This window comes from Candidatus Poriferisodalis sp. (genome assembly GCF_965208895.1).
GTDB lineage: Bacteria > Actinomycetota > Acidimicrobiia > Acidimicrobiales > Poriferisodalaceae > Poriferisodalis.
This window is the reverse complement of record NZ_OZ242363.1, coordinates 468,895-495,005: the sequence shown is the minus strand read 5'-3', so window position 1 is coordinate 495,005 and position 26,111 is coordinate 468,895. Positions and strand designations below refer to the sequence as shown.

Here is a 26,111-nt window from a genome sequence, read left to right as displayed (position 1 = left end):
GCCTAGCGCGACGACGGCACCAATACGCTGCGCCGGTGCTGTACGTGACGATCTACGCAACGCAGTTCTTCGTCACAGCCTCGCTCGGCGTCGTCTTCGCCTACCTGGCAGACCTCCAGGACCGTTACGGCCTCAGCCACCTGGAGCTGGGCATCGTTGCCGCTGCCGGCTTCGTAGCCGGGCTGGCGTCGCAATTGCTGCTCTCGCCGCTGGTGGACCGCGGCCACCACCGCGTGGTCGCATGGATCTCGGTGCTGTCCGCAGTGGCGGGCTCGTTCGGATTCGTGTTCGCAACCGCCACATGGTCGCTGACCGCGAGCCGGGCGCTGGCAGGCGTCGGCTTCGGGCTGTTCGGGCTGGTCGCCCGCAAGGCCCTGATCGGACGTGACATCACTGGCAGCGGCACCAAGGTGGGCGGCTTGCTGTCGTGTGCGGTGGCGGGGTTCATCAGCGGTCCTGCGATCGGCGCTGCGCTGAGCGGAATCTCCTTCGAAGCTCCGTTCCTGCTCACCGGAGCGCTGATGGCGGTGCTGGGCCCCTTCGCAGCGATGCTGATCGCGAGATCGCCGATCGCTGCGGTGCCCGTGGACTACTCCGATCTCGGAGACTTGCTCCGGCGCCCACGGGTGCAGGCGGCCATCTGCGTGCACGTAGGTGTCTGGGGGCTGATCGGAGTCTTCGACGCGACCGTGGACCGGTACCTGACCGACGTCGGGCTCTCGTCGAACCAGTTGGCCATCGGGCTGCTCATCATCGGAGTCCCGCTCATGTTGCTGCCGCCGTACACGGGAGCGCTCGCAGAGCGCCTCGGAGGTGGTCGGGTCGCTGTTCCCGCGCTCTTGCTGTTCGCGCCTTCGGTGGTGCTGTACGGATGGATCGGCGGCCTGCTGAGCTTCATTGTGATCGGTGTGCTGGAGGCCGTCGGCGAGTCCTACAGCGTGATGGGTGCCCAGGTGCTGGTGCTCGAGGCCGCCGGCGCCGAACGGGCCGCGATGGGCGGCGGGATGCTCGAGGCAATCGGGCTCGCAGTCGCCGGTGCCGCCGCACTCGCCGGCCCGCCGCTGTACGGCCAGATTGGCTCGCGGTGGCTCTTCGGCGGCTGGGGTCTGGTCTGCCTCGCGCTCGCCGGCGCAGCGGCACTGAGATTGAAAGCAGTGAAAATTCCACCAAAGGGAACAACACTCTCGCACTAGGGTCGCAGACATGCGGGCGCCGGACGCTGAGCGCTCAACAGACTGGCGTTCGGTAGCGGCAGAAGCAGCCGGTTTCGCACGGCGGGTCGGAGCAGTACCCGTGTTGGTGCTGCTCGTTGCCGTCGGCGCGCTTGTCGCCGCAGGATTCCTTGCGGGGGTCCGCCACGGCACGCCTGCGCCCATCGACCTGCCGCTCGCGGCGGGCGAGGCGCCGCCGCCGGTCGCAACCACCGAGCCGTCGCTCTTGCAGGTACACCTCGCCGGCGCCGTCCGCCAGCCAGGGCTGTACCAGGTCGCCGCCAGCTATCGCGTCGGTGACCTCATCGACGCTGCCGGCGGCCTGGTGGCCGATGCCGACGGCGCCGCAGTCAACCTCGCTGAACGGCTGCGTGACGGGCAGCAGATCTATGTGCCGGTGGTGGGCGAGCAACCCGCCGCCCCGACCCCGGGCGCGCTTGGGGGCGGGCAGATCGACGTCAACACGGCGACGGCGGCGCAACTCACCGAGCTTCCGGGCATCGGCCCGTCTTTGGCGGCGGCGATCGTCGCCTTCAGGTCCGAGCACGGGCCGTTTGCGACGCTCGACGCACTCGAGCAGGTGCCCGGGATCGGGCCATCCAAACTGTCCCAGCTGCGGTCTCATGCAACCGTCTGAGCCGCCGGGTGCGACCCGTTCGCCGCCGTGCGCTGCGCCCCGCCGTTATCGGGGTCTCAGCACCGTGGCCGACCGGTGGATCGTCGCGGGAGCCGTCGCCGCCGCAGCCGGCGCGTTGTGGGCGCCCCCGGTGGCGTGGTGGTGGGGCATCGTGGCGGGAGCCGTCGGGATTGCCAGCCGTGCACGGGCACTCATTCCGGCCGGCCTGCTGGTGCTTGCAGCCGCCGCCATGGGAGCGCAGCTCGCGGAGTTGAGCGCAGCTACCGGAGGGAGCTTCGACGGCGAGGTAGTGGTGGTCGGCGATCCGCGGTGGCGTTCCGGCGCCCTGGTCGTGCCGTTCCGCGCAACGCTCGATGGCTCCGAGCATCGCTGGGAGGGTTGGGCTCGGGGACCCGCCGCATGGAAGCTGGAAGACGCCGCCATGGGGGAGCGCTGGCGCCTGAACGTGACGGCGGAGCCAGCTGAGCCGGGCGAGCGGCGCTTCCTGTGGCCCAGACATCTCGTCGGGACGGCCCAGATCCACACGGCTCACCGTCTCGATGGCGGTGCGGCGCCGTTCCGTGTTGCCAATTCGCTGCGGCACCTCGTCGAGACGTCGGGCGAATCGCTGTCGCCGCGGGACGCGGCGCTGCTCGCCGGCTTCGTGTACGGCGACGATCGGGGGCAGCTGCCCGAGGTGGTGCACGACTTTCGGGCGACCTCGCTCACCCACCTGCTCGCTGTGTCCGGTTCGAACGTGGCGTTCGTGCTGCTGTTGTTCGCGCCGCTGCTGGCCCGGCTGCGCCTCGGCGCCCGGCTCGGCGCCGTCGCTGTGCTGCTCGCCCAGTTCGCCGTCCTGACCAGGGGCGAGCCCTCCGTGCTGCGGGCCTGTGTGCTCGCCACGCTCGCCGTCGGCGCGCACGCCGTGGGCCGGCGCGCCTCGGCGCCGCGGCTGCTCGCGCTGGCGGTCATCGTGCTGCTGCTCGTCGATCCTCTGCTGGTCCGATCCGTCGGCTTCCAGCTGTCTGTCGCCGCAACTGCTGCCATCGTCATCGGCGCCCGCCCCCTCGCCAGGCTCCTGTGGGGTCCGCCCTGGCTGCGCTTGGCACTTGCGGCGACGCTGAGCGCTCAGGTGGGAGTGCTGCCGGTGCAGCTTGCGGTGTTCGGCTCGCTGCCGCTCGTGAGCATCCCCGCCAACGTCCTTGCGGGACCGGTCGCAGGCCCGGCCATGGTCTGGGGCCTCATCGCCGGATTGGCGGGCGGTGTCTCCGGCGACGCCGTGGCATCGATGTTGCACCTGCCGACCAAGCTGATGATGGGCTGGGTTGCGGGCGTGGCGCGATGGGGGGCGTCGGCGGGCTGGCCTCAGATCGAGGCGGCCGAAGTCGGCTCAGCGTTAGCAGTTGTCGTGTTGTGCGCAGCAGGGGCATTTGTGCTGCGCAACCTTCCGGTCGCGTCTCGTGGCTTGGCCGTCGCCGCGGCCGCAATCGGGATCTGGCTGGTGGCCGGCACGCACCGCCCGCCGCTGCCGGGAGGATCCCAGATCTCGGTGCGCAGCAGCGATCCCGTCGTCGTGGTCGTGGATCGTCCGGATCCGGCCCGTGCGCTGGGCCAGCTCGCCGCGGCGGGAATCGATCGCATCGACGTGCTCGTGGCGCGCTCAGCCAGTCGCGCCGGGCGCGAGGCCGTGCGGGCTCTCGACGCCCGCCACGACATAGCGCACGTCCTCGCACCGGCTGGGCTCGGCGGCAACATCGCCTATGCGACCGTGACCGAGCCCGTCACCGTCGCGGGGCTCACCGTCGAGCCCGCAGCAAAGCGCCTGGCTGTCTCGGTGGAACTAGCGTCGGACGGGTGGCGGCAAGAACCGTGAGCCCGCTGAAGCACGGGCCGGCCGCCGCTGCGGGGGCACGGCGCTGATGGCCGGCGGAACCGTGAGACTCATCAGCGGCAGCGACGAGATTCTCTCGGCCGAAGCCGTGAGAACTGCCGTCGCTGACCTCGTCGGCGATGCCCAGCGGGCCGACGTGCTCGACGAGTACTCAGGCGATGAGTACACCCTCAGCGATGTCGCCATCGCTGCCTCGACGCCGCCGATGCTGGCCACCCACCGGGTGGTCGTGGCCAGGGGGCTCAGCCGCTTTGGCGCAGCCGAGCTCGCCCCGCTGATCGCCTGGTTGGATGATCCCTGCCCCACGACCGACCTCGTGCTCGAGTGGGACTCAGGCCGCGTGCCGCGCCCGCTCGTCGAAGCCGTCGAGGCCACGGGGGGCCAGCGGGTCGCCTCAGATGTGCCCGGCGGGGCACGCAATCGCCGGACATGGCTCGAAGAGCGCTTAGCGGAGGCACCAGTGCAGCTCGACGCTCGAGCCCGCGCGGCCATCTCGGAGCATCTCGGCAACGAACTGAGCCGGCTCGGGGCAGTGCTCGAGACGCTGGAGGCCGTCTTCGGCACAGGCGCCCGGCTTGTTGCAGACGACGCGCTGCCGTATCTCGGCGCCGAGGGCGATGTCCCGCCGTGGGAGCTGACCGACGCGATCGACCGCGGCAACGTCGGTGCGACCCTCGCCGTGCTGCAGCGCATGTGGGGCGCAGGCCGGCATCCCCTGGCGGTCACGGCGACGGTCTCGAACCACATCACCCGCATGGCTCGCCTTGACGGCGCTGATGCGGTGAACGAGAAGGAAGCCGCTGCGGTTCTCGGTCTTCGGGGCTCCACGTTTCCGGCACGCAAGGCGCTCGACGCGTGCCGACGGCGCGGCAGCGACGGCATTGCGCGAGCTGTCGAGCAGCTCGCCACGGCAGACGTGGACATGCGCGGCAGATCCGGACTCGACGCCCGGTGTGTCGCTGAGATCCTGTGCGCTCGGCTCGCCGCCGGCGCCCGCTGATTGCTGGCCCAGACCCAGCAGCCCAGACCCGGCCGTTCAGGCGCTAGGCACCGCTGGCCTGCATCGAGCGGGCGATGAGCCGGGACTTGCGCCGGCCTGCCTCGTTGCGATGGATGACGCCCTTGGCGGCGGCCTTGTCGAGGCGCTTTTGCACAGCGCGGATCAGCTCATCGGTGGGCTCGCCCGCAAGCGCAGCAGCCTGGACTGCCTTCTCGCGGGTTCGCAGCTCTGAGCGAATCGCGCGGTTGCGGACGCGGCGTACCTCGTTCTGGCGATTGCGCTTGATCTGGCTCTTGATGTTTGCCACGAAAGCGTGCTCTCCGTCTCGAAACCGGCCCCGGAGGGTACCGTGCGGCCTGCGATGCCCCACGTGCCCCCTGCGGCTGACATCCCCGACGGCGGTGTCAGAACCGGATCGACCAGCGCTGCTTCTATTCGGAACTTCTCGATCATCGCCCACATCGACCACGGGAAGTCGACGCTGTCGGATCGGATCCTGGAGTTGACGGGCGCCGTCGAGGAGCGTTCGATGCGCGCCCAGTACCTCGATTCGATGGAACTCGAGCGCGAGCGAGGCATCACCATCAAGGCCCAGAACGTCCGCGTGTGCTGGCGAGGCCACACCCTCCACCTCATCGACACACCGGGACACGTTGACTTCGGCTACGAAGTCAGCCGGTCGCTTGCCGCCTGCGAAGGCGTGGTGCTGCTCGTCGACGCAGCGCAGGGAATCGAGGCGCAGACGCTGGCCAACTGCTATCTGGCCCTGGAGTCGGATCTCACCATCGTGCCAGTGCTCAACAAGATCGATCTCCCCGCAGCCGATCCGGACCTGTATGCATCGGAGATCGAACGCGTTCTGGGCATCGACGCGGGCGAAGTCCTGGCGATCTCCGCCAAGACCGGCGAGGGCGTGGAAGCGCTGCTCGACGCGATCACCGAACGGATCCCCCCGCCGAGCGGCGACCCCGATGCCCCGCTGCAGGCGCTGATCTTCGATTCCCACTTCGACCAGTACCGGGGCGTCGTGTCGTCGGTCCGTGTCATGAACGGCCGGTTGTGCGCGGGAGAGCGGCTGCGCTTCATGCATGCCGGCGGCCAGCACCTGTGCGAGGAGGTCGGGCTGCGCCTGCCGGCTGTGACGCCGACCGACGAGCTGGGTCCCGGCGAGGTCGGCTACCTCATCGCGGGCATCAAGGACGTGGCACAGGCGCGCTCAGGCGAGACAGTGACCTCCGCGGCGGCACCGGCGGATGTACCGCTGGCCGGCTACGACGATCCCAAGCCGATGGTCTTTTGCGGGCTGTACCCCGTCGAAGGCGATGAGTACCCCGACCTGCGCGACGCGCTGGCGAAGCTGAGGCTCAACGACGCGTCGGTGACCTTTGAGCCCGAGACCTCCGGTGCGTTGGGCTTCGGGTTCCGGTGCGGTTTCTTGGGCCTGCTGCACATGGAGATCGTGCGTGAACGGCTCGAGCGCGAGTTCGGGCTCTCGCTCATCGCGACGGCGCCGTCGGTGGCCTACCGGGTACGGACCGACGACGATCAGGAGGTCGAGGTCGACAACCCGTCAGACCTGCCGCCTGCCGGTCAGATCGGCGAGATCGCGGAGCCGATGCTCAATGTGTCCGTGCTGACGCCGAGTGCCTACACCGGCGCCGTCATGGACCTGTGCCAGTCGCGTCGGGGCTCGATGATCTCCATGGACTACCTGTCGCCCGAACGCGTCGAGCTGCGCTATGAGGTGCCGCTGGCCGAGGTGGTGACCGACTTCTTCGACCAGCTCAAGAGCCGCACGCAGGGATACGCGAGTCTCGACTACGACCACGCGGGCTATCGCGCCGAGCGCCTGGTGCGCGTCGACATATTGCTCAACGGCGAATCCGTCGATGCGTTCTCGGCGATCCGCCATCGCGACGGCGCGTACCCCTACGGCAAGGCCATCACGGCGAAACTGGCCGAACTCATCCCGCGCCAGCTCTTCGACGTGCCGATCCAAGCGGCCATCGGCGGGCGCATCATCGCCCGTGAGACGGTCAAGGCCAAGCGCAAGGACGTGCTGTCCAAGTGCTACGGCGGCGACATCACCCGCAAACGCAAGCTGCTCGAGCGTCAGAAGGAAGGCAAGAAGCGGATGAAGGCCATCGGGCGCGTCGAGGTGCCCAACGAGGCCTTCGTCTCGGCACTGCGCCTCGACTCGTAAGTCGCGCCCGCTGCTCTTCCCCCTGTTGGACGGAGGGGCATCGGTAGCATCGCGAGGCAAGCTGCCAGGGTCCGCAAAGGATGAGCGGCGGAGGAGTGATGGACGAGCGCAGAGCCACGGTGCTGCAGGCGGTAGTCGAGAACTTCATTGAGAGCGCGCAGCCAGTCGGATCGGCCGCGGTGCTCGACATGACCCGCCTCGATGTGTCGTCTGCGACCGTCCGCAATGATCTCGCAGCGCTCGAAGCAGGCGGCTACCTGATGCAGCCCCACACCAGCGCCGGGCGGGTGCCGACCGAAGCGGGCTACCGCTACTTCGTGGACGGCCTCGGACCGGGTTCGCTGGACAACACGGAGGTCCGACAGGTGCGGGCGTTCTTCGCCCATGCCCAAGGGCAGATCGAGGAACTGCTGTCCGACACCAGCCGGCTGCTGTCGGACCTGACCGAGTACGCGGCCATGGTCGTCGCCCCCCGGCACGATCGAGACAGCATCCGGTCGGCCCAGCTGGTGGACCTCGGGGGCGGTCGGCTGCTGGTGGTGCTGGTGATGTCTTCGGGCGTCGTGGAGCGCACCTACGTCGACGTATACAACAACCGCGAACTCGCAGATGCGGCCCAGGGACCCGCCGCAGGGGCGGCCTCCGCGATCCTGGCCGAGACGCTCGTGGGGCGCACCCGGTTGCAGCCGCCAACGGTGCCTGAGACCGGCGATGCCGCAACCGATGCACTCGTGGCAGCGGCGCTGGCTGCGCTGGCCGACGACCAGCCGCACCCCAGCGAGCTCTACGTGGGCGGGACGGCCAAGATCACCGAGCAGTTCGAAGCGGTGTCATCGCTCCGTTCGGTCCTGTCGGTTCTGGAGGAACAGCTGATGGTCGTGACGCTCCTGCGCAGCCTCGTCGACCGCGGTCTCAGCGTGGCCATCGGGTCCGAGACCGGCATGAAGCCGCTGGCGGACTGCTCGGTGGTGGTCGCGCCCTACGAAGTCGACGGCCGTACGGTCGGCAGCGTCGGATTGCTGGGCCCGACGCGGATGGACTACTCGAAGGCGCTCGCGGCCGTGCACACGGTGAGTCGGCGACTGTCGGCCTCGCTCGGCGACGGTGACGGCGCGCATGCGCTGGCGGGTATCTCGCAGCCGATCCAGCAATAGAGCCGTCACCGATGCCTGCCGACTATTACGAACTGCTCGATGTGAGCCGCGACGCCAACGAGAGCGACCTCAAGCGCGCGTACCGGCGCAAGGCCCGTGAGCACCACCCGGATGCGAACCCCGGTGACGCCGGCGCTGAGGCCCGTTTCAAGGGGATCAGCGAGGCCTATGCCGTGCTCGCCGACCCTGAAGCACGAGCCAGGTACGACCGCTTCGGCCATGAGGGCCTGCGTGGCGGGATGGGCGGCCCGGCGTTCGATTTCGACCTCAGCGACATCTTCGAGTCGTTCTTCGGCGGCAATCCGTTCGGCGGCGGCCGGTCCCGCCGCCGGTCGGGACCGCCGCGGGGCGACGACCACGAGACCGTCGTCGACCTCGATTTTGACGAGGCGGTCTTCGGGGTCGACCGGCCGATCGAGGTACGAGTGCTGGTGTCGTGCGCCGATTGCGATGGCTCGGGCGCGGCCGAGGGCACATCGCCGACGATGTGCAGTGCTTGCGAGGGCATGGGGCAAGTTCGCCAGGTGCGTCAGAGCCTCCTGGGCCAGATGGTCACCGCTGCGCCATGCGCCCGCTGCCGCGGGATCGGCGAGGAGATCGCCGATCCGTGCCGGTCGTGCCGGGGCGAAGGGCGCCAGCCCGAGCAGGTGTCGCTGGTTGTGCGGGTGCCGCCCGGCGTCGATTCGGGTGCCACGCTCCGGCTGAGCGGCCGTGGATCGGCGGGGCCGCGCGGCGGGCCTGCAGGCGACCTGTACGTCCACTTGCGTGTCGCCGAATCCGACGTCTTCGTCCGCCAGGGCGACAGCTTGGTGGCGGAGCTGCCCGTGACGATGCTGCAAGCGGCCCTCGGCGCGAGCGTGCCGTTCGACACATTGGACGGACTGCAGGAACTCGTGGTGAAGGCGGGCACCCAACCGAACGACACGATCCGCTTGAGCGGGCTCGGCGTGCCGCGGGCCAACGGGCGCGGTCGCGGCGACTTGCACGTTGTGGTGCGCGTGGACATACCCAAGAAGCTCTCGAAGTCTGAGGCGGCGAAGCTTCGGGAAGTCGCCAGCGAACGTGGTGAGCAGGTGGAAGGCGGCACCGCCCCTAACCGCGCTGAGCGGGTTCGTGATGATGTCGACGGCGAGGAGTCGCCGCAGCGTCGTCGGAAACGGCGCCAGAGGCAGTGAGATGCCCGACGACCGGCGGACAGTCGATGCGCTTGTGGGCGAGCGGCTGCGGGCGGTGCGAAAACAGCGGCGCATGACGCTCGGCGAGGTCGAGGCGGTATCGGGCGGCGAATTCCGCACGTCAGTGCTGGGGGCGTACGAGCGCGGCGAGCGGGGCGTGGCCGTGAAGCGTCTGCTGCGCTTGGCGGAGCTGTACGGCGTGCCGCCCGCTGAATTGCTGCCGAACGGCGGCCGAGACGGCGGCCAAAGCCAACCGGCATCACAGCGCTACCCGGCCGATTCAGTGCTGTGACAGACGCCGGCAGCGCATCGCCGCCCTTCGGCGTCTATTGCCATATCCCGTTCTGCACGCATCGGTGCGACTACTGCGCGTTTGCAACCTGGACGGATCGCGAGCACCTCATCGACGACTACATGGCGAGCTGCCGCCGCCAGGCCCGCGAGCTGGCGGCGGAGCTTCCGGCGGTGACCTCGGTGTTCTTCGGCGGCGGCACGCCGAATCTGGTGGCACCTGAGCTGCTGGGGGAGGTGCTGGCGGAGCTCCCGCTGGCGGGCGGCGCCGAGATCACGGTGGAGTGCAATCCCGACCTCGTCACCGCCGAACAGATGCAGTCCTATGAGGCGCTGGGCGTGAGCCGCATCAGCCTCGGCGTGCAATCGATGAACGCTGGCGTGCTGGACGTGCTGGGTCGTCGCCACGACCCTGAGATGGTGGCTGCATCGGTTGATGCGGTCCGGCGGGCGGGCATCGGTCAGCTCAACCTGGACCTGATCTATGGCTCGCAGGCCGAATCGATGTCCGATTGGGAGCACACGCTGGTCCGCACCATCGACTTCGAGCCTGATCATCTGAGCGTGTACGGGTTGACCCCAGAGGCTGGCACCGCGCTCGGAGATGATCCGTCCCGCCATCCCGACGACGACGACATGGCCGACAAGTACCTGTTCACCGATGAGCTGTTGGCGCGCGCGGGCTTCGAGGCTTACGAGATTTCCAACTGGGCTCGCCCGGGCGCGCGATGCCGGCACAACCAGCTGTATTGGCGGCAGGGTGCCTACGCGGGCATCGGGTGTGCCGCGCACAGCCACCGTGACGGTCACCGTTACTGGAGCGTTCGCACCCCCGAGCGGTTCATAGCGGCGATCTCGACCGGGACGTCTCCCGTTGCCGGCAGCGAGGAATTGGACCCCGACGAGCGTCGCCTCGAAGCGTTGCAGCTCGCGCTGCGCACCTCCGACGGTGTCCCGGCCGGTTCGCTGCCCCACAACGTGGGGCACCTGCTCGAACCTGCTGGGGAAGGCCGGCTCAAGCTGACCGCTCGTGGGCGTCTGCTCGCCAACGAGGTTTCCGTCCGGCTGGGGCTGCCGTCAGCGCGCTAGCGCTGGGTGGCCTCGGGCGGCTGCTCACCCGCGGGCGCCGGTCGATGCGGCGGCAGTGTCACGTCCAGGTCGCCGTAGTGGATGACCAGCGCGTCACAGGGGAGCTGCGGTGCCACGCCGTCGGCGGCGTCTGGTTCGGGTCTGGTCGTAGACAGTGCACTGGCTGCGAGCGGCACATGGGCGACTCGCACAGGCACAACCGGGCCATCGGTGCCGGACTTTGTGCCGTAGAACCCGACCTCTCCCGTGGTTGGGCTCACGACCGCCAGTGTCGAATGGCCGTCGCAGTCCCAATCGCCGGTGGCCACCAGGTCACCGGAAGATCCAACCGTTGCCTCTGCGTCAGCAAGAGGCGCTGTTGCGGTGCTGTAGAGCAGCGTTGCGCCCTCGCTCACTGGCGCAGGCAGTGCGTCGGAGGCATCGAGAGGTGCTGAGGGGTCACCGGGATCAGCGTCATGGACCGCCGAGTCATCAAGCCCTACGGGAGAGACGCTGGGCGACGACGCGCCGGCAGCGGCGCTGGTCGCTGCGACGACGTGCGGCAGCCGGCTGGTCGATTCGGCCACCGGGCCGCCGCCTGCCAGGGCGCGCCAACCGGCGATCGCAGCGATGGCCAGGGTCACCGCCAGCACTGCGCCCGAGGCGATCCGGCGCCGGTCTGGCGTTGGTGCAAGCGCGCGTGACGCTTGCGGTGATCCGGGACCGATGCCGTCTGACGGCTCGGGATCGGGTGCTTGTGCACGCAGCCGTTCGCGAATGCCGTTGATGTCGTGCGCAGCGATCACGCCAAGCCCTCGAGCGGGCACGACTCCGTCGATGGCCTCGGGGTGGGTGCGTGCCGCGGTGTCGCGCAGGTGTCGCAGGTGGGCGAGCCACGTCGACAGCGGCTTGCCGTCGCGCGGAGCGATCGTCGCTGCGGAGGTGAGGCTCTCACAGGCGCGCAGCGATTCTGCAATCCAGTGACGCTCGCCGGCCTCGGTTGCCGTGCGATCTGCCCGCGTGAGCTCCGAGGCGGCGAGGGCGGCGAGAGCCGCGAGATCCGTGCCTGGCAGATGCTGCAGCTCGTCGGCTGGGCCCGTCGCCTCTCCGAAGCCGCAGAGAACTGGCCGATGCGGCGGGGCCACCAGCACGTGATCGCCGCGCAGTGCGCCATGGCGGATGCCGCGAGCATGCAGCTCTTCCAGCGTCGTGCCGAGCTCGATGAGCAATTCGAGCGTGTCCCGGGGCCCGAGCTGCGGCAATTCGGCGAGCGACGGGGCTTCGAGGTAGCGCAGTCGCATCTCGCAGCGATCGTCGAACTCGTCGAGACTGATGAAGTCGACGACCCCCGCCATGCGCGCTGCGGCGATCACCTGAGCCTCATGACGCAAGCGCGTCCGCTCGGCTCCGTCGGCGTGCTTGATCAGCACTGCACTGCCGGAAGGGTCTTCGCGGACAGTCGGACTTCTGAGCATCATCAAAAGATATAAAACATACTGAGCAATAGCTAAGTAATATGAAACATTGCGCTGCTGTGCCCTCGCGTCTTCAACCAGAGAGCCGGGCGCGCCCGACGGCCTCAGCGGAAACGGGACGGCTTGAGCGTCCGTTGACGTTCCCGATCAAGCCGATGATCCGTCGGGCCGAACCTGAGACCGAGACCCGCACAGCCGACGGACCTGCCGCGGTGATCGTCACCGAGACCGATCCGGGCTCGAATATCGCAGACAGCCGCTCCTGCGCCATTCGCTGGCTCCCCGCAGTGAGCTGGCGCAGTCGGGAGGCATCCACACGGTAGATCCCATGGTGACGAAGAGCGGCTTCGTCGAGCGCGAGCGAGACCAAGTCGTTGGCGAGCGAGGACGCTGCTGCAGATGCTTCGCGCTGTGCCAGGAACACGGCCGCGCTGTCAACGGTGATGCCAGCCAGCAGGACCACGATCAGCACACCGACTGGCACGAGCAGCAGCGCTGAGCCGCGCTCGACGTCACCGGCTTGGGTTGCCGGCGACCTGAGGGCCACAGCGATTGCGGGCGGCTTCGGCCTAGTGCGCACAGGGAGCACGCCCGCTGAGTCCGTGTCGGAATGGATCGACGATCTCGCTGGCGCGTGCACGCACCGACAGCGGCGACCAGCCGCCTCGCAGCAACGCCAGGCGTGGGACCTCCTGGGTCGCCTCGAAGGTCACCCGTTCACAGCGCCGCAGCCGGGTCGAACCGACCGGTTGCACAGACGCCTCGCCCCCGAGCCGGTATCCGGACATGGCCTGCGTGCCTGCGGCGATCGCAGCATCGGTGGCATCCGCGGAGCGCTGCCCGCCATGTTCCACAAAGGACCGTGCGGCCTCCCGGACACCGGCGACGGCAGTGATTTTCGCGTCCAGCGCTGCCCATGTCTGAGCGAACAGCAGCGTCCCTCCGACGAAGACGAGCACGATGAACGGCAGAACCTCGGCCCCGACCACGCCGGCGGAGTCACGTTGAGGGCATCTCACGGCGTCCTCGGTTCACGGGAGACCGGCGAAGCGCGCCAGCTCGCGCCGCACCTCGAAGCGGCGCTCGATGCTGCGTCGTCCGATGAGCGAGGAGGCATCAATGAGCAGCGTCGGCGGCCGCGCCGAGAGCTCCAGGGCCACGATGTCGCGATTCGAGCTCCAGTCCAGCCGTTCGATGCTGATTGCGGGCCCGATGCGCGACCGCAGCCAGCGTTCGGCATCGACGATCGCTGCAGAGTCGCCGCCCCCGAACGCTGCGCGCCGGGTGGCGTCATGACCCACCGCAGTCACGACCGAAGCGCTGTAGAAGTGCATGGCGACCTGGACTGCGAGCATCAGGAACGTCAGGAACGCCAAGATTCCCCACGGCAGGGCGACGAGGCCGGTGCCGCGCTCATCGCGGCGCAACCTCACTTGCCGATCTTCGCGATCTCGGAATTGGTGGTTTCCTCAGCATTCTCCCAGAGCGCCTTGAAGCCGACCCACATGAGGGCGCCGAGCGACGCGATGATCAGCACGGCAATGGCCGCGGAGATGACTCCTTCGCCTCGCTCGTTGCGTCCTGTGCCGCGCCGCAGCGCTGGCCCGATGGCGGGGGACTGCCATCGGGCCAGCGTCGCGATGCCGCCGCTGGCTGTGACCGCGCTGAGCGCAGCGACGGAGATCTCGAGCGCGAAGGCCGCGGCGGTGCCGAGGATGGCAAGAACCGTGGAGAGGGAGGCGGTGTACATGGGGTTGTCCTTTCGGTGAATGCAGGTCGTGGGAGGGGGGAGATGTCGGTGAGGCCCAGCGCCGGCGGATGGGCGGCTCACAGCGCCACGTATCCGCTGAGCGCATCGCTGAACGGAATCGCCAGCAGGACGCTCCCAGGCACGAGCGCAGCGACGGTGACAGGTATCCACACCTGCTCGTTGCGGCGCTCGATGTGGGCGATGAGGCGCCGGTGGGCTTCCATGCGGGAGGAGCGGGCCTCGTCCGAGACCAACGCGGCGATGTCTGTCGTGTCCTCGTGCAAGGTCAGCACGCCGACGAATCTGCGGATTTCCGCCGATCCGGCGTCGTCGGCCCATTCGGCCAGCGCCACCTCGACGGTGGTGCCGCCGGCGACCCGGGTGCCGACGCGCATCAATCCCTCGGCGCAGATCCCTTGGCCGCGACGCGAAGCGGCATCAAGCGCGCCGCTCAGCGACATCCCGCTCGCGAGCAGCATGCCGACCTGCTCGGCAACGATCGGCAGCTCCTCGGTGATCTGTGCGCGCCGCCCGGCAACCTGCCTCTCGAGGCTGTGCTCGGTGGCGCCGTATACGGCGGTGGCCACGGCAAGCGCACCGGCGAACACGAGCGGCAGGCCTATGCCCGCGGCACTCAGCACCCCGCCGGCGGCGACGAGACTTGCTGCTGCGCCGCCCACCTGCCGTGCGCGGAATTCGGACCCCGACCGCGAGCAGCCGGCTCGCCTCAGCCGGGCTGCAAGCTCGGCATCGCCGTTGGCGATCCCGGCGATGCGCTGCGCGAATACCCCGGAGGCGGTCACTGCACGAACACCCGCTTCCGCAGCGGGACCGCCATGATCCGACCCGCCCACAACCAGCAGCCGGCCACAGCGAGCACGCTGAGCACTACCAGAAGCTGACCGTCAGGCGACGCGTAGGCCTGCCTGCCGCTTCCGATGCTCAAGCCGATGACGCCCATGAATGCCGGCACCAGAGCGACGAAGCTGCGCGCGAATCGGGCTCCGGCCTGCTTGGCCCGAGCGTCCGAACGCGCTGCGGCCTCGGCCTGAGCCGCTTCGGCCAGGGCCCGCAGGCGAATGTCGACGCGCACCCCGCCGATCTGGTGCGCAGCCAACAGCGTCTCGCACACCGCGTCCGCGGTCGGGTCCGCGAGCGATGTCTTGAGCACTCGCAGCGACGCTTCGAAATCGGTGCTCAACGACCAAGTGCGGGCCGCTTCGGAGAATGCCAGGCGCATCTCCGGCGGTGCGTGGGCGTCGGCAGCAAAGAGCGCAGCGGGGATCGACTGGCCCCGGTGAGCAACCCCGACACGGATCTCCGCGAGCAGTCGGGGCCACGCCTGCCAGGAGTTTGCGGTGCGCTGCCGGCGCCGCTGTGATGCAGCACAGGGCGGGATCGCCGCACTGAACACTGCGACCAAGGCCGGCGCGGCGATGCCGCCGAAGAGCGTCCAGGCACCTGCCCACCCCCCAACCGCCGCGACAGCGCCAGCCAGCGTGCTGGCGACCAGGCGTGAGGTTGGCCTGGGCGCTGTCAGCGGTGCGGGGGGCTTCGACGGCACCAGCCGCCGCAGCGCCGCCGAGACATCGCCGTCGGGCGTCGCGAGCAGCCAGATGCCCAACGCGCCCGCGCCGATGAACAGCACACCGGTCATGTCGGCGTGACCGGTCGTGCGGCGAGGTCCGGTGTCGCGACGCCGGCGCAGGACAACCGTGAGGCAACGCGCCCCGAGGCGTTCGGAGTCCGCACCGGCGACTCGCCCCCGGCGGCGGGTGCGAACAGCGTCGTCGTTTCGAACGCAGCGTGGTGGTCACTGCCGGTCAGGTCCTCGACGGCAACCACCTCGGTGACGCGCACCCCGTCGGGACCTCGCCGCAGATGCACGACGATGTCGATCGACTCGGCCACAAGCTGGGTGATCGCCGCGACGGGCATCTCGCGAACTTCAGGCGCGAGCTGGCAGATGAGCCGTAGCCGCCCGAGCGCTTGGCGTGCGGAACCCGCGTGAATCGTCGCGTAGCCGGTGACGCCGCTCGACAGCGTCAGCAGCAAGGGGACCGCCTCGCGGTCTCGTACCTCGCCCACGATGGCCACGTCGGGGGCCATCCGCAAGAAGCCGGCCACCAGGCGCCTCAAGTCGACAGGCGCTCGCTCGGTGCGACCCGGTCGGGTCTGCATGGCGGCCACGTTGGGCAGCGGGATGTCGAGTTCGAACACTTCCTCGGCGGTCACGACGCGCAGGTGCGGTTCGAGCTCCGCGGCGCAGCATCCCAGCAGCGTGGTCTTGCCGCTGCCTGGAGCGCCGGCGAACAGGATCGACAGCCGGGCGCGCACTGCAGCACGCAGGAAATCGCTGATCTCGCGGGTCAGCGTCCCGACTGCTGCGAGATCGCTCAAGCTCGAGAACCCGATGCCTGTGAACTTGCGGATGTTGAAGATCAGGTGTCCGCCGCGGCCGATGTCGGGATGGACGATGTGCAGGCGGGCGCCGTTGTCGAGCTGGGCGTCTTGGAGTCCTTCACTGGGGTCCAGCTTGCGATGAGAGGCCGTCGCGTCGTCGATGATTCTCGTCAGCGTGCGCCGAACGTGCTCGTCGTCGTGGAACGACTCGTCATGGTCTGCGCACTGGCCATGGTGCCGCTTGACGAAGATCTCATCAGGGGCGTTGACCATGATCTCCCACACGTCGGCATCGGCCAGCAGCGCTTCGAGAGGTCCGTAGCCGAGCAGGTTGCGCCGGATTCGGTCGGCAACGGCGTCAGCGTCGCTCACCGCGTGGCGGTGAGTGCCGCCCTTGAAGCCGAGGTTCCAACGCCGGATCTCCTCGTGGGCGAGCGCGGTGATCGCACGGTCTGCGCCGGGGGCGCGCGGGTCCAATCCGCTGTGACGAGCGCGCTCAGAAACCGAGCGTTCGATCTCCGCGAGTGGCGTCGGGTCGGTCATGACGTGACCTGTGGCGATGCTCCCCACGCCCGGATCAAGGTGATGGCACCGGCATTCGCCGCTGCGGCCACGGAGACGGCGCTGGCTTGGTCGGGCACCTGCAGGGTGACGATCACCGTGTCTGGGACATGGTCGATGCTCGAGGGGTCGTCGACATCGAGCACGACGGCGCCGGTGGCCACGACCGATGCGCTGTCTGGGGACAGGTGCCCCGACACGACGAGGTCGACTCGCTCGCCGACGGCCACCAGGCCGTTGAGGGCGCGGGGACGATCGAGCTCGACAGAGATGGCATAGCCCGCATGGCGACCGGAGATCGACTGCGGCGAGCCGATGTCGCCACGAGTCAGCAATTCTCCGGCATGTACGGCCTCGACCACGAGACCGCCGACGACATCGGCGCCAGCGCCGAAGACGGTGGCTTCCACCTCGGTCGGCAGGCGAATCGACACCATTGCGACGTCGGCCGCTTCGATCACCCTGCCCGGTGCGAGCCGTGACCGCGCGACAGCGAAGCGGGTCTCGGGCTCAGCGGCTGCCTGCTCGAATGCCCACCACAGCCCGAGCGCTGCCGTGGCGCACAGCACGCCGCCCGCAATGACGCGCGCCTGGCGCGAGTTCTGTTTGGTGCCCGCGCGGGAATTCAGTCCCGTCGCGGACGGGGTTCTTCCCCGTTCGCTCGACAATCGCGTGTCTGCTGCCACGGTACAGATATAACTGTGCCTGATGGAAAATACAAGTAATTTATTGAAATCAATTCATATCAACCCGCTGTATAGACGAATGGCGTACGATGCTCAGCACGGCTATACTCAAAATCGAAATGCGCATCGACTTACTGTGCGCGCATGAGCATCCACCACGGTGCATCGGCAGCGCCAGAACCGTGGCGACCGACGATTATCCGCGAGGTGCGATGGTGCCCGAGACGCCGACAGAGCCAAGCGCAGAGGTCGAACCGTGCGAATTGCCGCCTGAAGCTCTCGACGACGAGATCATCTGGCTGTCCACGCTGAAGGCCGCGAACCGCATGGGCATCACGACCCGGACGTTGTACCGCTTCATCGACCGGGGCGAACTGGCGGCATACAGATTCGGACGCGTGATCCGACTGCGCCTCGACGATGTGAACGCGTTCATCGAGCAGAGCCGAGTCGAGCCGGGAAGTCTCGAGCATCTCTATCCCGAGGCGCGGCTGGCCGACCTCGATGACGAACCTGAGACGGTCGACGAGGTTTGAGCGGCGAGGGAACTCCACCCGCGGACGCCGACGCGCCAGAGGGCGTGTGGAGCACGATCAACCCGCGCTTCGGCGTCCGACCCGGTTGGCGGACTGCCGCCAGTCGGAAGACTTGGCCGAGAGGCCTCGCCCTCCTGTTCGTCATCGGTCTCGGTGGCTCGATCGCCTTGCTGTTCGTCTCGCTGGCAGCAGCGCAAACGGGTTTCGAGTCGACCTTGGAGGATCAGCTGCTCTCGGAGCCACTGCTCTGGCAGTTGATCTCCGTGGCTGTGGTTGCGCCCTTGTTCGAGGAAACTGCGTTTCGCCTGGCTCTCACCGCGCGGCCGAGTCTGGGCAAGCTGGCACTGCCGGGCGTGCTGGCGCTGTCGGGCGTGGCGGGGTTGGTGTACTTCGCACCCGGCGGAGCGTTGATCGTGGCGGGATTCTTCGCAGTGATCGCCGTCGTGGCGTTCGTGCTGTGGGCACAGTCGGCGATTGCTGAAATCGGGCTGGGCGATCCCAGCGAACCCCCTCGCAGCTACTGGTCTGAGCGCGCCGGTCGTTGGTGGTCGGCTCACCCCAGATTGATCATCTGGTGCTCGATCGCAGCGTTCGGTCTCGTGCATCTCGGCAACTACGACGTGAGCCTCTCCGTGGCGGCGGTGGTGGTCTCCCCGGTGGTGGTGAGTCCGCAGATCTGGCTGGGCCTCATGTTCACCATTGCCCGAGTGCGGTATGGGTGGTGGGCCGGTCTGGCGCTGCACACCTGTCACAACCTGGTGGTCTGGAGCGTGATCAGCGCGCTCGACTAAGGGTCCGCCAGAAGTCAAGTCGCGTGGTCTGCGCTCGGAACCATGCGTAACTCTTGGCAATCACACGGATCGTTCGCGCGACTTGACCCGCGGCGGGCCCTAATTCGCAGAAAACCACAGGGTTCGGCGCGCGGCTCGTCGGTACCCTTGGGCCCGATCGGGACTCCGGCATCAGTGAGCTTGCAGATCTTTGACACGATGACGCGGCGCAAGACCGCCTTCGTCCCGCGAACGCCGGGCGAGATCTCGATGTATGTCTGCGGACCGACGGTCTATGACGTGCCGCACCTCGGCCACGGCCGCACCGCGTTGACCTATGACATGATCCGGCGGTACCTGGAGTGGTCTGGATACGAGGTGACGGTGGCTTCCAATGTCACTGACATCGATGACAAGATCGTGGAACGAGCCCTACGGGAGGGTCGCGCCGAGTCTGATGTGGCGGAAGAATTCACTGCAGCGTACGACGAGCAGATGGATCGGCTCGGCGTGCTGCGGCCCCACACCCGGCCTCATGCGACGCACTTCATCTCCCAGATGATTGACGTGATCTCCGGGCTGCGGTCGATCGGGGCGGCATATGACGCACCCGGCAAGGGCGTGTATTTCGCCGTGGAATCGGTGCCCGGATACGGGCAGCTGGCAGGCCGAACGCTGGAGCAGCTCAATTCGGATGCAGGTGCGCGTGTCGACATCGACCTCGACAAGCGCTCACCCGTCGACTTTGCCCTATGGAAGGCCGCGCAACCCGGTGAGCCGCGTTGGCCTACGCCGTGGGGCGAGGGCCGGCCCGGCTGGCACACCGAGTGTGTGGCGATGTCGCTCAGCGCGCTCGGGCCTGGCTTCGACATCCACGGCGGGGGAGATGACCTGGTCTTCCCGCATCACCAGAACGAATGGGCCCAAGTGACCGCCACCGGAGAGTCGTTCGCGCGTTACTGGGTGCACAGCGCCATGGTGAATGTCGGCAGCCAGAAGATGGCCAAGTCGCTGGGCAACTACACGAAGCTCGCCGACGCGATCGACGCCGCGGGTGCCCGCGCTGTGCGCTTGCTGGTGCTGCAGACCCACTACCGGCGGGCGATGGAGATGGGTCCCGCGGCGCTCGAAGCCGCCCGCAGCGCCGTAGGCCGGCTTGATGCATTCAATCGCCGGGTCGAAGGTGCCGGTATCTCGACCGCCGTGGCAGCCGCAGTGCGACGGCCAGACATCGAAGGCGGGACCGCTTCCGATCTGGATACCGAAGCCGTGACGGCGTTCGCAGCGGCCATGGACGACGATTTCTCCACGCCCACAGCACTCGATGTGATCTTCCGGCTCGTGCGCCGCGCCAACGCCTCCCTCGACGCCGCTTCGCGCGCTGAAGCATCCCGCTCGGCACGCACAGCGCTGCACCTGCTCAGCGTCCTAGGCCTCACGTGCGGTGATGACGGAAGCGAAACCCACGTTGACGGCGGGCTCTCCGATGCCAAGGTGGAGGCACTCCTGGCACAACGGTCAGCGGCGCGATCAGCCCGCGACTTCGACACTGCCGACCGCATCCGCGACGATCTAGCGACAGCAGGCATCGTCGTCTCCGACGGCCCCGCCGGAGCCACTTGGCACCGCGCCTGACACCGAGCCACGAGGCACACAGGGGGTCCTGCCGCCTCCGCCGCGGACGCGCGTCTCAGCGCGACTAGACGGCGGCGGTTCGCTGCAGCCAGTCGTCGATGAGCCAGCCGGCGATCGACATGCCGCCTCGCGGGCATGGGGGCAGGTTGTCGGCGGTGTACCAACCGGCCTCGACGATCTCTTCGGGATCGATCTCGATCTCGCCGTCCTGCCAGTCGCAGACGAAGCCGCACATCAGCGAGTGCGGGAACGGCCACGGCTGGCTTCCGAAGTAGCGGACGTTGCTGACGGTGAGCTGGACTTCCTCGTAGACCTCACGCATCACGGCGTCCTCAAGACTCTCGCCGGGCTCGACGAACCCTGCGAGCGCGCTGTAGAAGCGGCCGGGAAACTGCCGGCCCCATGCGAGCAGCACTTCGGGCCCGCGCTCGACCAGCACAATCATGGCGGGGCTGAGCCTCGGGAACGCCATATGTCCGCACTCGCCGCAGACCCTTGCCCTGTCGGAGGCATTGGTGCGGGTCGGGGTCGCGCAGCGCCCGCAATAGCGATGGGTCCGCTCGAATTCGACGATCTGTGCGGCACGCCCGGCGATCTGCCAGTGCTCGTCGGGGATGCGCCCGTAGAGCTTGCGCAGCGGCACCGGCTCGAGGTCGCCTTCGTCCAGCGGCGGTTCTTCTGCGGGATCCATGTCGACCGCCCAGACACCTTTGCCGTCGAGCACGCCCAGGAATGCAGCAGGGGGCGAGCCGTTGCCGACCGGTGCCGCGGGGCTGGCACACAATCCGCCGCCTGGCTCAGTGAACACCGTGCCCGAGCGGATCGGCACCCACACCCGAGAGCTCTCGTCGAGGTCTTCAGGCGGCTGGTTCAGGACCGTGAACACGAGCCAAGTTGAGCACACCGCGCACGCGAGCGCAGTTTCAGAAGTGCCCGCGCCTACTGGCTCATGTCCTAAAGCCGGCGCCGTGTTTGATGCACCGACGGCTACAGCCGCCGCCGTGTTCGATGGTCCGCCGCTACAAGCGACGGATCACCGTCACCACCTTGCCGAAGATGGTGACTTCGTTGGTGGGGCGGATGATCGGGCGATGGTCGGCGTTGGCGGGTTCGAGAATGACCTGGCCGTCGGAGCGCCGGTAGCGCTTGACGGTGCCTTCCTCGCCGTCGATTCCGGCAACGACGATGTCGCCCGGTTCTGCCTCGGGCTGGTGACGCGCCACGACGTAGTCGCGATCCCAGATGCCGGCATCGATCATCGAATCGCCTCGCACCCGCAGCATGAAGAGCTCGCCGCTGCCGGTGAAGTCTGCGGGGAGCGGCAGCAGCTCTTCGACGTTCTGCTGGGCCAGCACGTCGGTGCCCGCCGCGACGTCGCCGATGAGCGGCACGTGACGGGTGGGTCGCCTCTCTCCCTTCACGCCGGTCTGCCAGTCGAAGTTGACGATGAGTGCCCGAGGACGTGACGGATCGCGCCGGATCCATCCGTCGGCCTCGAGCGATCGCAGGTGGCGGTGCACCGTTGCAGGAGAACTCAGATTGACTTGCTCGCCGATCTCGCGGACCGATGGCGGGTAGCCGCGCTCGCGCTGCATCTCGTCGATGAACTCGAGCATGGCGCGTTGACGCTCGCCGAGATGCGCGACCCGCTGATCCGCTGAGCTGATGTTCTTCATTGCCAACCTTTCTTCTCGGACCCCGCGATACCGGACCTTCGTCCGACCTCGCATGTCCGACCTGCCTTCACGATGCCTGCGGTGAGACGGAACTGTCGTTCCGGCCATTACACTAGCAACAACTGTTCGATATAGCGCGCATTTGTTCGGCAGCTCAGTGCTTGGAGCGCGTCCAGCGCACGAAGAGCACACCGTCGTGGGTGACAACCTGCGCCAATGAGTACGCGCGTGGCGCTGCCGACGGCACACGGCCCCCAGGCCCGGCGGTGATGCGCGGAGCGTCGGCTCCCACAGCCAAGGGTGCGTGGGTGAGATTCACCTCGTCCACCAGATCAGCCGCCAGCAAGCTGGCATTCAGCGACGGACCGCCCTCGCACAGCACGACGCGCGCCCCGAGCGAGCCCAAGTGCCGCATCGACTCCGCGAGATCCACAGACTCCCCGCCGGTGCGTACGAGTTCGGCGCGACCCGCCAGCCGCGCCGCGGCTGCGGGATCCGCACTCGCAGTGGTCACCACCAGGGGCAGCGGCGTCGCCGCCGGATCCGGTGGCGGGCTGAACAGCGGCAGCTCTGGGTCGACGCTCAGTGAACCGCTGATCACCGCGATGCGGGTCCCAGATCGCCGCGCTGGGCGGTACCGCTCGGCATTTGCGGTGCCCGCGCCGACCAAGATGATGTCGGCCTGCGCGCGCAGGGCCCCGAACATCGCCTTGTCTGGCTCGCTCGACAGCCCGCCCGACAGTCCGTCGATCGCCGCGGCGCCATCGATGCTCGCCACCATGTTGAGCATCACCCAGGGACGCTCAGCGTGCGACGCACGTGTCGAGCCGGCGGCCTGTGCTGCGTCGATCGTCCCCGCAGGCAAGGGGTACAGCCGCTCCACGCGGCGAGTCTGCCACCGTTGGGCCGAGTGGGCGTTCGGGGTGACGGCAGTCATCCACAGGCTGTGGAGAACCTGTCCACAGCACTGGGCAGTTGTGCACAGCAATTTCCCCATGAAAGCCCCGATGTTCACCACTTCCCGTCCACAGGCGGGCCGTCGTAGCGTGCGTCTGTCATTGGCGGCCACAAGACTCGGCATGCGCGTTCGCGCGAGTCGAGTTCGGTCCGCGACACTGGTGCAGGAGGTAGGCGGCAGGTGACGATGACCGAGGCGCAGCGGGCACAGGGCGAGAGCCCCGAGCGTCGATCTGGCGGCGCGCCGCTCGGTCTGCGCCGGCATTTCACCGCTGAGGGCACTCACCCCTACGACACCGTGCGTTGGGAACGCTTCGACGCTTCCATTACGAACGCGGTCGACGGATCGGTCGCGTTCTCGCAGCCCGACGTCGAGTTTCCTGCCGACTGGAGTCCCACGGCAGTCAACATCGTTGCCCAGAAGTACTTCCGCGGCACGCTCGGCACGCCAGAACGCGAGCACTCGCTGCGCCAGGTCATCGATCGTGTTGCAGGCACGATCACCCGTTGGGCGCGCAGCGACGGCTACTTCGATTCGCCGCAAGAGGCCACGACGTTCGAAGCGGAGCTGTCATGGCTGCTGGCACATCAGCGGGTGGCCTTCAACAGCCCGGTGTGGTTCAACATCGGCGTGCAGGGTGTGCCGCAGCAGGCATCGGCGTGCTTCATTCTCGCCGTCGATGATGAGATGGAATCCATCCTCGACTGGTACGTCACCGAGGGTCGTATCTTCAAGGGCGGCTCGGGGGCCGGCGTGAACCTGTCGGCGTTGCGGGCCTCGTGCGAGCCGCTGTCGGGCGGCGGGACGGCGAGCGGCCCGGTCAGCTTCATGCGCGGTGCCGACGCCTCGGCGGGCACGATCCGCAGCGGCGGCAAGACTCGGCGCGCCGCGAAGATGGTGCTGCTCGATGCCGATCACCCCGACATCGAGGCATTCGTGTGGTGCAAGGCGCGCGAGGAGCGCAAGGCGCGCGCACTTGCCGCCGCAGGTTTCGACATGGATCTCGACGGTGTCGACTCGTTCTCGGTGCAGTACCAGAACGCCAACAACTCGGTCCGGTTGTCCGACGGGTTCATGGAGGCGGTCGACGCAGACGGTCCGTGGGAGCTGCGTGCACGCACGAGTGGCGAGGTCACCTCGGCCATGCGCGCGCGGGAGCTGCTCGGCCAGATCGCTCAGGCGGCTTGGGAATGCGCCGATCCCGGCGTGCACTTCTCGACCACTATCAACGACTGGCACACCGCGCCGGCCCACGGACCCATCAGCGCCAGCAACCCGTGCAGCGAATACGTCCACCTCGACAACTCCGCCTGCAACCTGGCCAGTCTCAATCTGCTGTCTTTCTTCTCGGACCGTGCAGATGCGGGCGGCGGCGATTTCGACATCGAGGGCTTCCGACAAGCGGTGCGGATCACGTTCATCGCGCAGGACGTGCTGGTGAGCCATGCCGACTACCCAACCGAGCTGATCGGCGAGACGTCTCGGAGCTTTCGTCAGCTCGGCCTTGGCTTCACGAATTTGGGAGCGCTGCTGATGGCAGCCGGCGTGCCCTACGACTCGCCCCACGCACGGGCACTCGCGGCATCGCTGACTGCGCTCATGTGCGGCGAGGCGTATGCCACCTCAGCAGACATGGCTGAGCGGCTCGAGCCCTTCGACGGTTTCGAGGCGAACGCCGAGGCAATGTGCGGCGTGCTGCGCAGGCATCGCGACGCACTCGGCGGCATCGAGTCGCCTGGCCACGTCGTGAGCTCCGACAGCGCCGCACCCGGGGAGTCTGGGGCGACGGGTCTGGCTGTGATGGCAGAGGATCTGCGCGTCGCTGCGCGTGCACGATGGGACCGCGCCGTGAGCGGCTGCGAGGCCGGCGGCGTCCGGAACTCGCAAGCCACCGTGATCGCTCCCACTGGGACGATCTCGTTCATGATGGACTGCGATACCACCGGGATCGAGCCCGATCTGGGCCTCGTGAAGCACAAGAAGCTGGTCGGCGGCGGCGACCTGCGCATCGTGAATTCAACGGTGCCGATGGCCCTCGGCCGGCTCGGCTACTCCGTCGGGGAGATCGCCGACATCGAAGGGCACATTTTGCAGACGGGCCAGATTGCCGGTGCACCGCACCTGTTGGATGCCCACCGAGCGGTGTTCGCCTGCTCGATCGGCGACGATGCCATCTCGCCGCAAGGTCACATCGCGATGATGGCGGCCTGCCAGCCCTTTGTCTCGGGTGCCATCTCCAAGACCGTCAACCTTTCCGAGTCCGCAACAGCCGGCGACATCGAAGACCTCATTGTCGAGTCGTGGCGGCTCGGTCTCAAAGCGGTGGCGATCTATCGCGATAACTGCAAAGTGAGCCAGCCGCTGTCGGTCGGGCCCGCAGCATCAGACACTCTCGCATCGGCCGAGGGGGCCACTGCGTCTGCGACCGCTGCGCTGCGGGGAGCGCCTATGCCGCCGCGCAGCCGGTTGCCGCGCAGCCGCCAATCGCGCACGTTCTCCTTCCGTGTCACCGACTGCCACGGCTACATGACCGTGGGCGAGTACGACGACGGGCGGCCCGGAGAGATCTTCCTCACCGTGGCAAAACAGGGCTCCACGCTGGCGGGGATCATGGACGCCTTCGCCATCTCGGTCAGCCACGGCTTGCAGTACGGGGTTCCGCTGCGGTCCTACGTCGAAGCCTTCACCAATATGCGTTTCGAGCCGGCGGGGCTCACCGACGACCCCGAGCTGCGCATTGCCACCAGCATCGTCGACTACATCTTCCGTCGATTGGCGCTCGAGTACCTGTCGTTCGCGCAGCGCAGCGAACTCGGCGTGCTCAGCGTCGACGAGCGCACCGATCCGCCGCTGCCAGGACTCGAGGGCGCATCAGTCGAAACCGCGATCGGGGCCGAGCCGGCTCTGGACCCCCCGTCGTTCCGGACGGAAACGCACGGGTACGCCGATGCGCCGTTGTGCATGACCTGCGGCGACCGCATGGTGCGCGCGGGTTCGTGCTTTGCATGCCGCTCGTGCGGCGCAACCAGCGGCTGCGGCTGAGGCTCGGTCA

26 protein-coding genes are annotated in these 26,111 nt (G+C 68.2%); 13 read left to right on the top strand and 13 right to left on the bottom strand.

Annotation, left to right across the window (positions count from 1 at the left end; all coding sequences use genetic code 11):
* The first annotated feature begins 35 nt into the window (after positions 1-35).
* The 4 genes from ACOGJB_RS02300 to holA are packed head-to-tail and all read left to right on the top strand — an operon-like array spanning position 36 to position 4,718.
* Positions 36-1,193, top strand: coding sequence for an MFS transporter (locus tag ACOGJB_RS02300; protein WP_419839218.1), 1,158 nt, complete (start codon positions 36-38; stop codon positions 1,191-1,193).
* 10 nt (positions 1,194-1,203) lie between these two features.
* Positions 1,204-1,848, top strand: coding sequence for a helix-hairpin-helix domain-containing protein (locus ACOGJB_RS02295; protein ID WP_419839217.1), 645 nt, complete (start codon positions 1,204-1,206; stop codon positions 1,846-1,848).
* Positions 1,835-3,700 carry a ComEC/Rec2 family competence protein gene (locus ACOGJB_RS02290; protein ID WP_419839216.1) on the top strand — a complete coding sequence of 622 codons (1,866 nt, stop codon included), beginning with the start codon at positions 1,835-1,837 and terminating at the stop codon, positions 3,698-3,700. Before ACOGJB_RS02295 ends, ACOGJB_RS02290 begins: the two co-directional genes overlap by 14 nt.
* 46 nt (positions 3,701-3,746) lie before the next feature.
* Complete coding sequence (gene holA, locus ACOGJB_RS02285; protein ID WP_419839215.1) at positions 3,747-4,718, top strand: DNA polymerase III subunit delta; 972 nt, start codon at positions 3,747-3,749, stop codon at positions 4,716-4,718.
* Positions 4,719-4,761: 43 nt separating this feature from the next.
* On the opposite strand, the gene rpsT is transcribed toward holA, so the two are convergent.
* Complete coding sequence (rpsT, locus tag ACOGJB_RS02280) at positions 4,762-5,025, bottom strand: 30S ribosomal protein S20 (RefSeq protein ID WP_419839214.1); 264 nt, start codon at positions 5,023-5,025, stop codon at positions 4,762-4,764.
* Positions 5,026-5,079: 54 nt separating this feature from the next.
* Here rpsT and lepA point away from each other — a divergent pair, with 54 nt between their 5' ends.
* The 5 genes from lepA to hemW all read left to right on the top strand — a co-directional run bounded on the left by lepA (position 5,080) and on the right by hemW (position 10,630).
* On the top strand, positions 5,080-6,921 hold the full coding sequence (gene lepA / locus ACOGJB_RS02275; protein ID WP_419839213.1) for a translation elongation factor 4: 1,842 nt from the start codon (positions 5,080-5,082) through the stop codon (positions 6,919-6,921).
* 80 nt (positions 6,922-7,001) lie between these two features.
* Positions 7,002-8,075, top strand: a complete 1,074-nt coding sequence (gene hrcA, locus ACOGJB_RS02270; protein WP_419839212.1) for a heat-inducible transcriptional repressor HrcA — start codon at positions 7,002-7,004, stop codon at positions 8,073-8,075.
* 11 nt (positions 8,076-8,086) lie between these two features.
* The gene (gene dnaJ / locus ACOGJB_RS02265) at positions 8,087-9,250 is read left to right on the top strand and encodes a molecular chaperone DnaJ (protein ID WP_419839211.1); all 1,164 of its coding nucleotides are present in this window, start codon (positions 8,087-8,089) and stop codon (positions 9,248-9,250) included.
* A 1-nt stretch (position 9,251) separates the two neighbouring features.
* A complete protein-coding gene (locus tag ACOGJB_RS02260) occupies positions 9,252-9,542 on the top strand; it encodes a helix-turn-helix domain-containing protein (protein ID WP_419839210.1) in 291 nt (96 codons plus the stop codon).
* On the top strand, positions 9,539-10,630 hold the full coding sequence (gene hemW / locus ACOGJB_RS02255) for a radical SAM family heme chaperone HemW (RefSeq protein ID WP_419839209.1): 1,092 nt from the start codon (positions 9,539-9,541) through the stop codon (positions 10,628-10,630). The genes ACOGJB_RS02260 and hemW overlap by 4 nt, the downstream gene beginning before the upstream one ends.
* Here hemW and ACOGJB_RS02250 read toward each other — a convergent pair.
* From ACOGJB_RS02250 to ACOGJB_RS02210, 9 genes are all read right to left on the bottom strand, one after another.
* Complete coding sequence (locus ACOGJB_RS02250) at positions 10,627-12,087, bottom strand: hypothetical protein (RefSeq protein ID WP_419839208.1); 1,461 nt, start codon at positions 12,085-12,087, stop codon at positions 10,627-10,629. The genes hemW and ACOGJB_RS02250 overlap by 4 nt on opposite strands.
* 70 nt (positions 12,088-12,157) lie before the next feature.
* Positions 12,158-12,664, bottom strand: a complete 507-nt coding sequence (locus ACOGJB_RS02245) for a hypothetical protein (RefSeq protein ID WP_419839207.1) — start codon at positions 12,662-12,664, stop codon at positions 12,158-12,160.
* Complete coding sequence (locus ACOGJB_RS02240; RefSeq protein WP_419839206.1) at positions 12,654-13,103, bottom strand: hypothetical protein; 450 nt, start codon at positions 13,101-13,103, stop codon at positions 12,654-12,656. The genes ACOGJB_RS02245 and ACOGJB_RS02240 overlap by 11 nt, the downstream gene beginning before the upstream one ends.
* A 12-nt stretch (positions 13,104-13,115) precedes the next feature.
* A complete protein-coding gene (locus ACOGJB_RS02235; RefSeq protein WP_419839205.1) occupies positions 13,116-13,517 on the bottom strand; it encodes a hypothetical protein in 402 nt (133 codons plus the stop codon).
* Positions 13,514-13,834, bottom strand: a complete 321-nt coding sequence (locus ACOGJB_RS02230) for a hypothetical protein (RefSeq protein ID WP_419839204.1) — start codon at positions 13,832-13,834, stop codon at positions 13,514-13,516. Before ACOGJB_RS02230 ends, ACOGJB_RS02235 begins: the two co-directional genes overlap by 4 nt.
* Positions 13,835-13,911: 77 nt before the next feature.
* Positions 13,912-14,637 (bottom strand): type II secretion system F family protein, encoded by a 726-nt coding sequence (locus ACOGJB_RS02225; protein WP_419839203.1) that lies wholly within the window; start codon positions 14,635-14,637, stop codon positions 13,912-13,914.
* Entirely contained in the window at positions 14,634-15,491 is an 858-nt protein-coding gene (locus ACOGJB_RS02220; RefSeq protein ID WP_419839202.1) for a hypothetical protein, read from the bottom strand. Before ACOGJB_RS02220 ends, ACOGJB_RS02225 begins: the two co-directional genes overlap by 4 nt.
* Entirely contained in the window at positions 15,488-16,780 is a 1,293-nt protein-coding gene (locus ACOGJB_RS02215) for a CpaF family protein (RefSeq protein WP_419839201.1), read from the bottom strand. Before ACOGJB_RS02215 ends, ACOGJB_RS02220 begins: the two co-directional genes overlap by 4 nt.
* Positions 16,777-17,484 carry a hypothetical protein gene (locus ACOGJB_RS02210; RefSeq protein WP_419839200.1) on the bottom strand — a complete coding sequence of 236 codons (708 nt, stop codon included), beginning with the start codon at positions 17,482-17,484 and terminating at the stop codon, positions 16,777-16,779. The genes ACOGJB_RS02215 and ACOGJB_RS02210 overlap by 4 nt, the downstream gene beginning before the upstream one ends.
* Before the next feature lie 182 nt (positions 17,485-17,666).
* Here ACOGJB_RS02210 and ACOGJB_RS02205 point away from each other — a divergent pair, with 182 nt between their 5' ends.
* The 3 genes from ACOGJB_RS02205 to cysS are packed head-to-tail and all read left to right on the top strand — an operon-like array spanning position 17,667 to position 20,425.
* On the top strand, positions 17,667-18,020 hold the full coding sequence (locus tag ACOGJB_RS02205; protein ID WP_419839199.1) for a helix-turn-helix domain-containing protein: 354 nt from the start codon (positions 17,667-17,669) through the stop codon (positions 18,018-18,020).
* Positions 18,017-18,811, top strand: a complete 795-nt coding sequence (locus ACOGJB_RS02200) for a type II CAAX prenyl endopeptidase Rce1 family protein (RefSeq protein ID WP_419839198.1) — start codon at positions 18,017-18,019, stop codon at positions 18,809-18,811. Before ACOGJB_RS02205 ends, ACOGJB_RS02200 begins: the two co-directional genes overlap by 4 nt.
* 42 nt (positions 18,812-18,853) lie before the next feature.
* Positions 18,854-20,425: a cysteine--tRNA ligase gene (gene cysS / locus ACOGJB_RS02195; protein WP_419839197.1), complete on the top strand. Its 1,572-nt coding sequence runs from the start codon at positions 18,854-18,856 to the stop codon at positions 20,423-20,425.
* A gap of 64 nt (positions 20,426-20,489) precedes the next feature.
* Here cysS and nudC read toward each other — a convergent pair whose 3' ends face one another.
* The 3 genes from nudC to ACOGJB_RS02180 all read right to left on the bottom strand — a co-directional run bounded on the left by nudC (position 20,490) and on the right by ACOGJB_RS02180 (position 22,984).
* Positions 20,490-21,311 (bottom strand): NAD(+) diphosphatase, encoded by an 822-nt coding sequence (nudC, locus tag ACOGJB_RS02190; RefSeq protein ID WP_419839196.1) that lies wholly within the window; start codon positions 21,309-21,311, stop codon positions 20,490-20,492.
* Positions 21,312-21,444: 133 nt separating this feature from the next.
* The gene (lexA, locus tag ACOGJB_RS02185; protein ID WP_419839195.1) at positions 21,445-22,101 is read right to left on the bottom strand and encodes a transcriptional repressor LexA; all 657 of its coding nucleotides are present in this window, start codon (positions 22,099-22,101) and stop codon (positions 21,445-21,447) included.
* A 154-nt stretch (positions 22,102-22,255) separates the two neighbouring features.
* Positions 22,256-22,984, bottom strand: coding sequence for a dihydrofolate reductase family protein (locus tag ACOGJB_RS02180; protein WP_419839194.1), 729 nt, complete (start codon positions 22,982-22,984; stop codon positions 22,256-22,258).
* Between the two features lie 261 nt (positions 22,985-23,245).
* Between ACOGJB_RS02180 and ACOGJB_RS02175 the strand changes: the two genes are divergently transcribed.
* Positions 23,246-26,101 (top strand): vitamin B12-dependent ribonucleotide reductase, encoded by a 2,856-nt coding sequence (locus tag ACOGJB_RS02175; RefSeq protein WP_419840660.1) that lies wholly within the window; start codon positions 23,246-23,248, stop codon positions 26,099-26,101.
* Positions 26,102-26,111 lie beyond the last annotated feature (10 nt).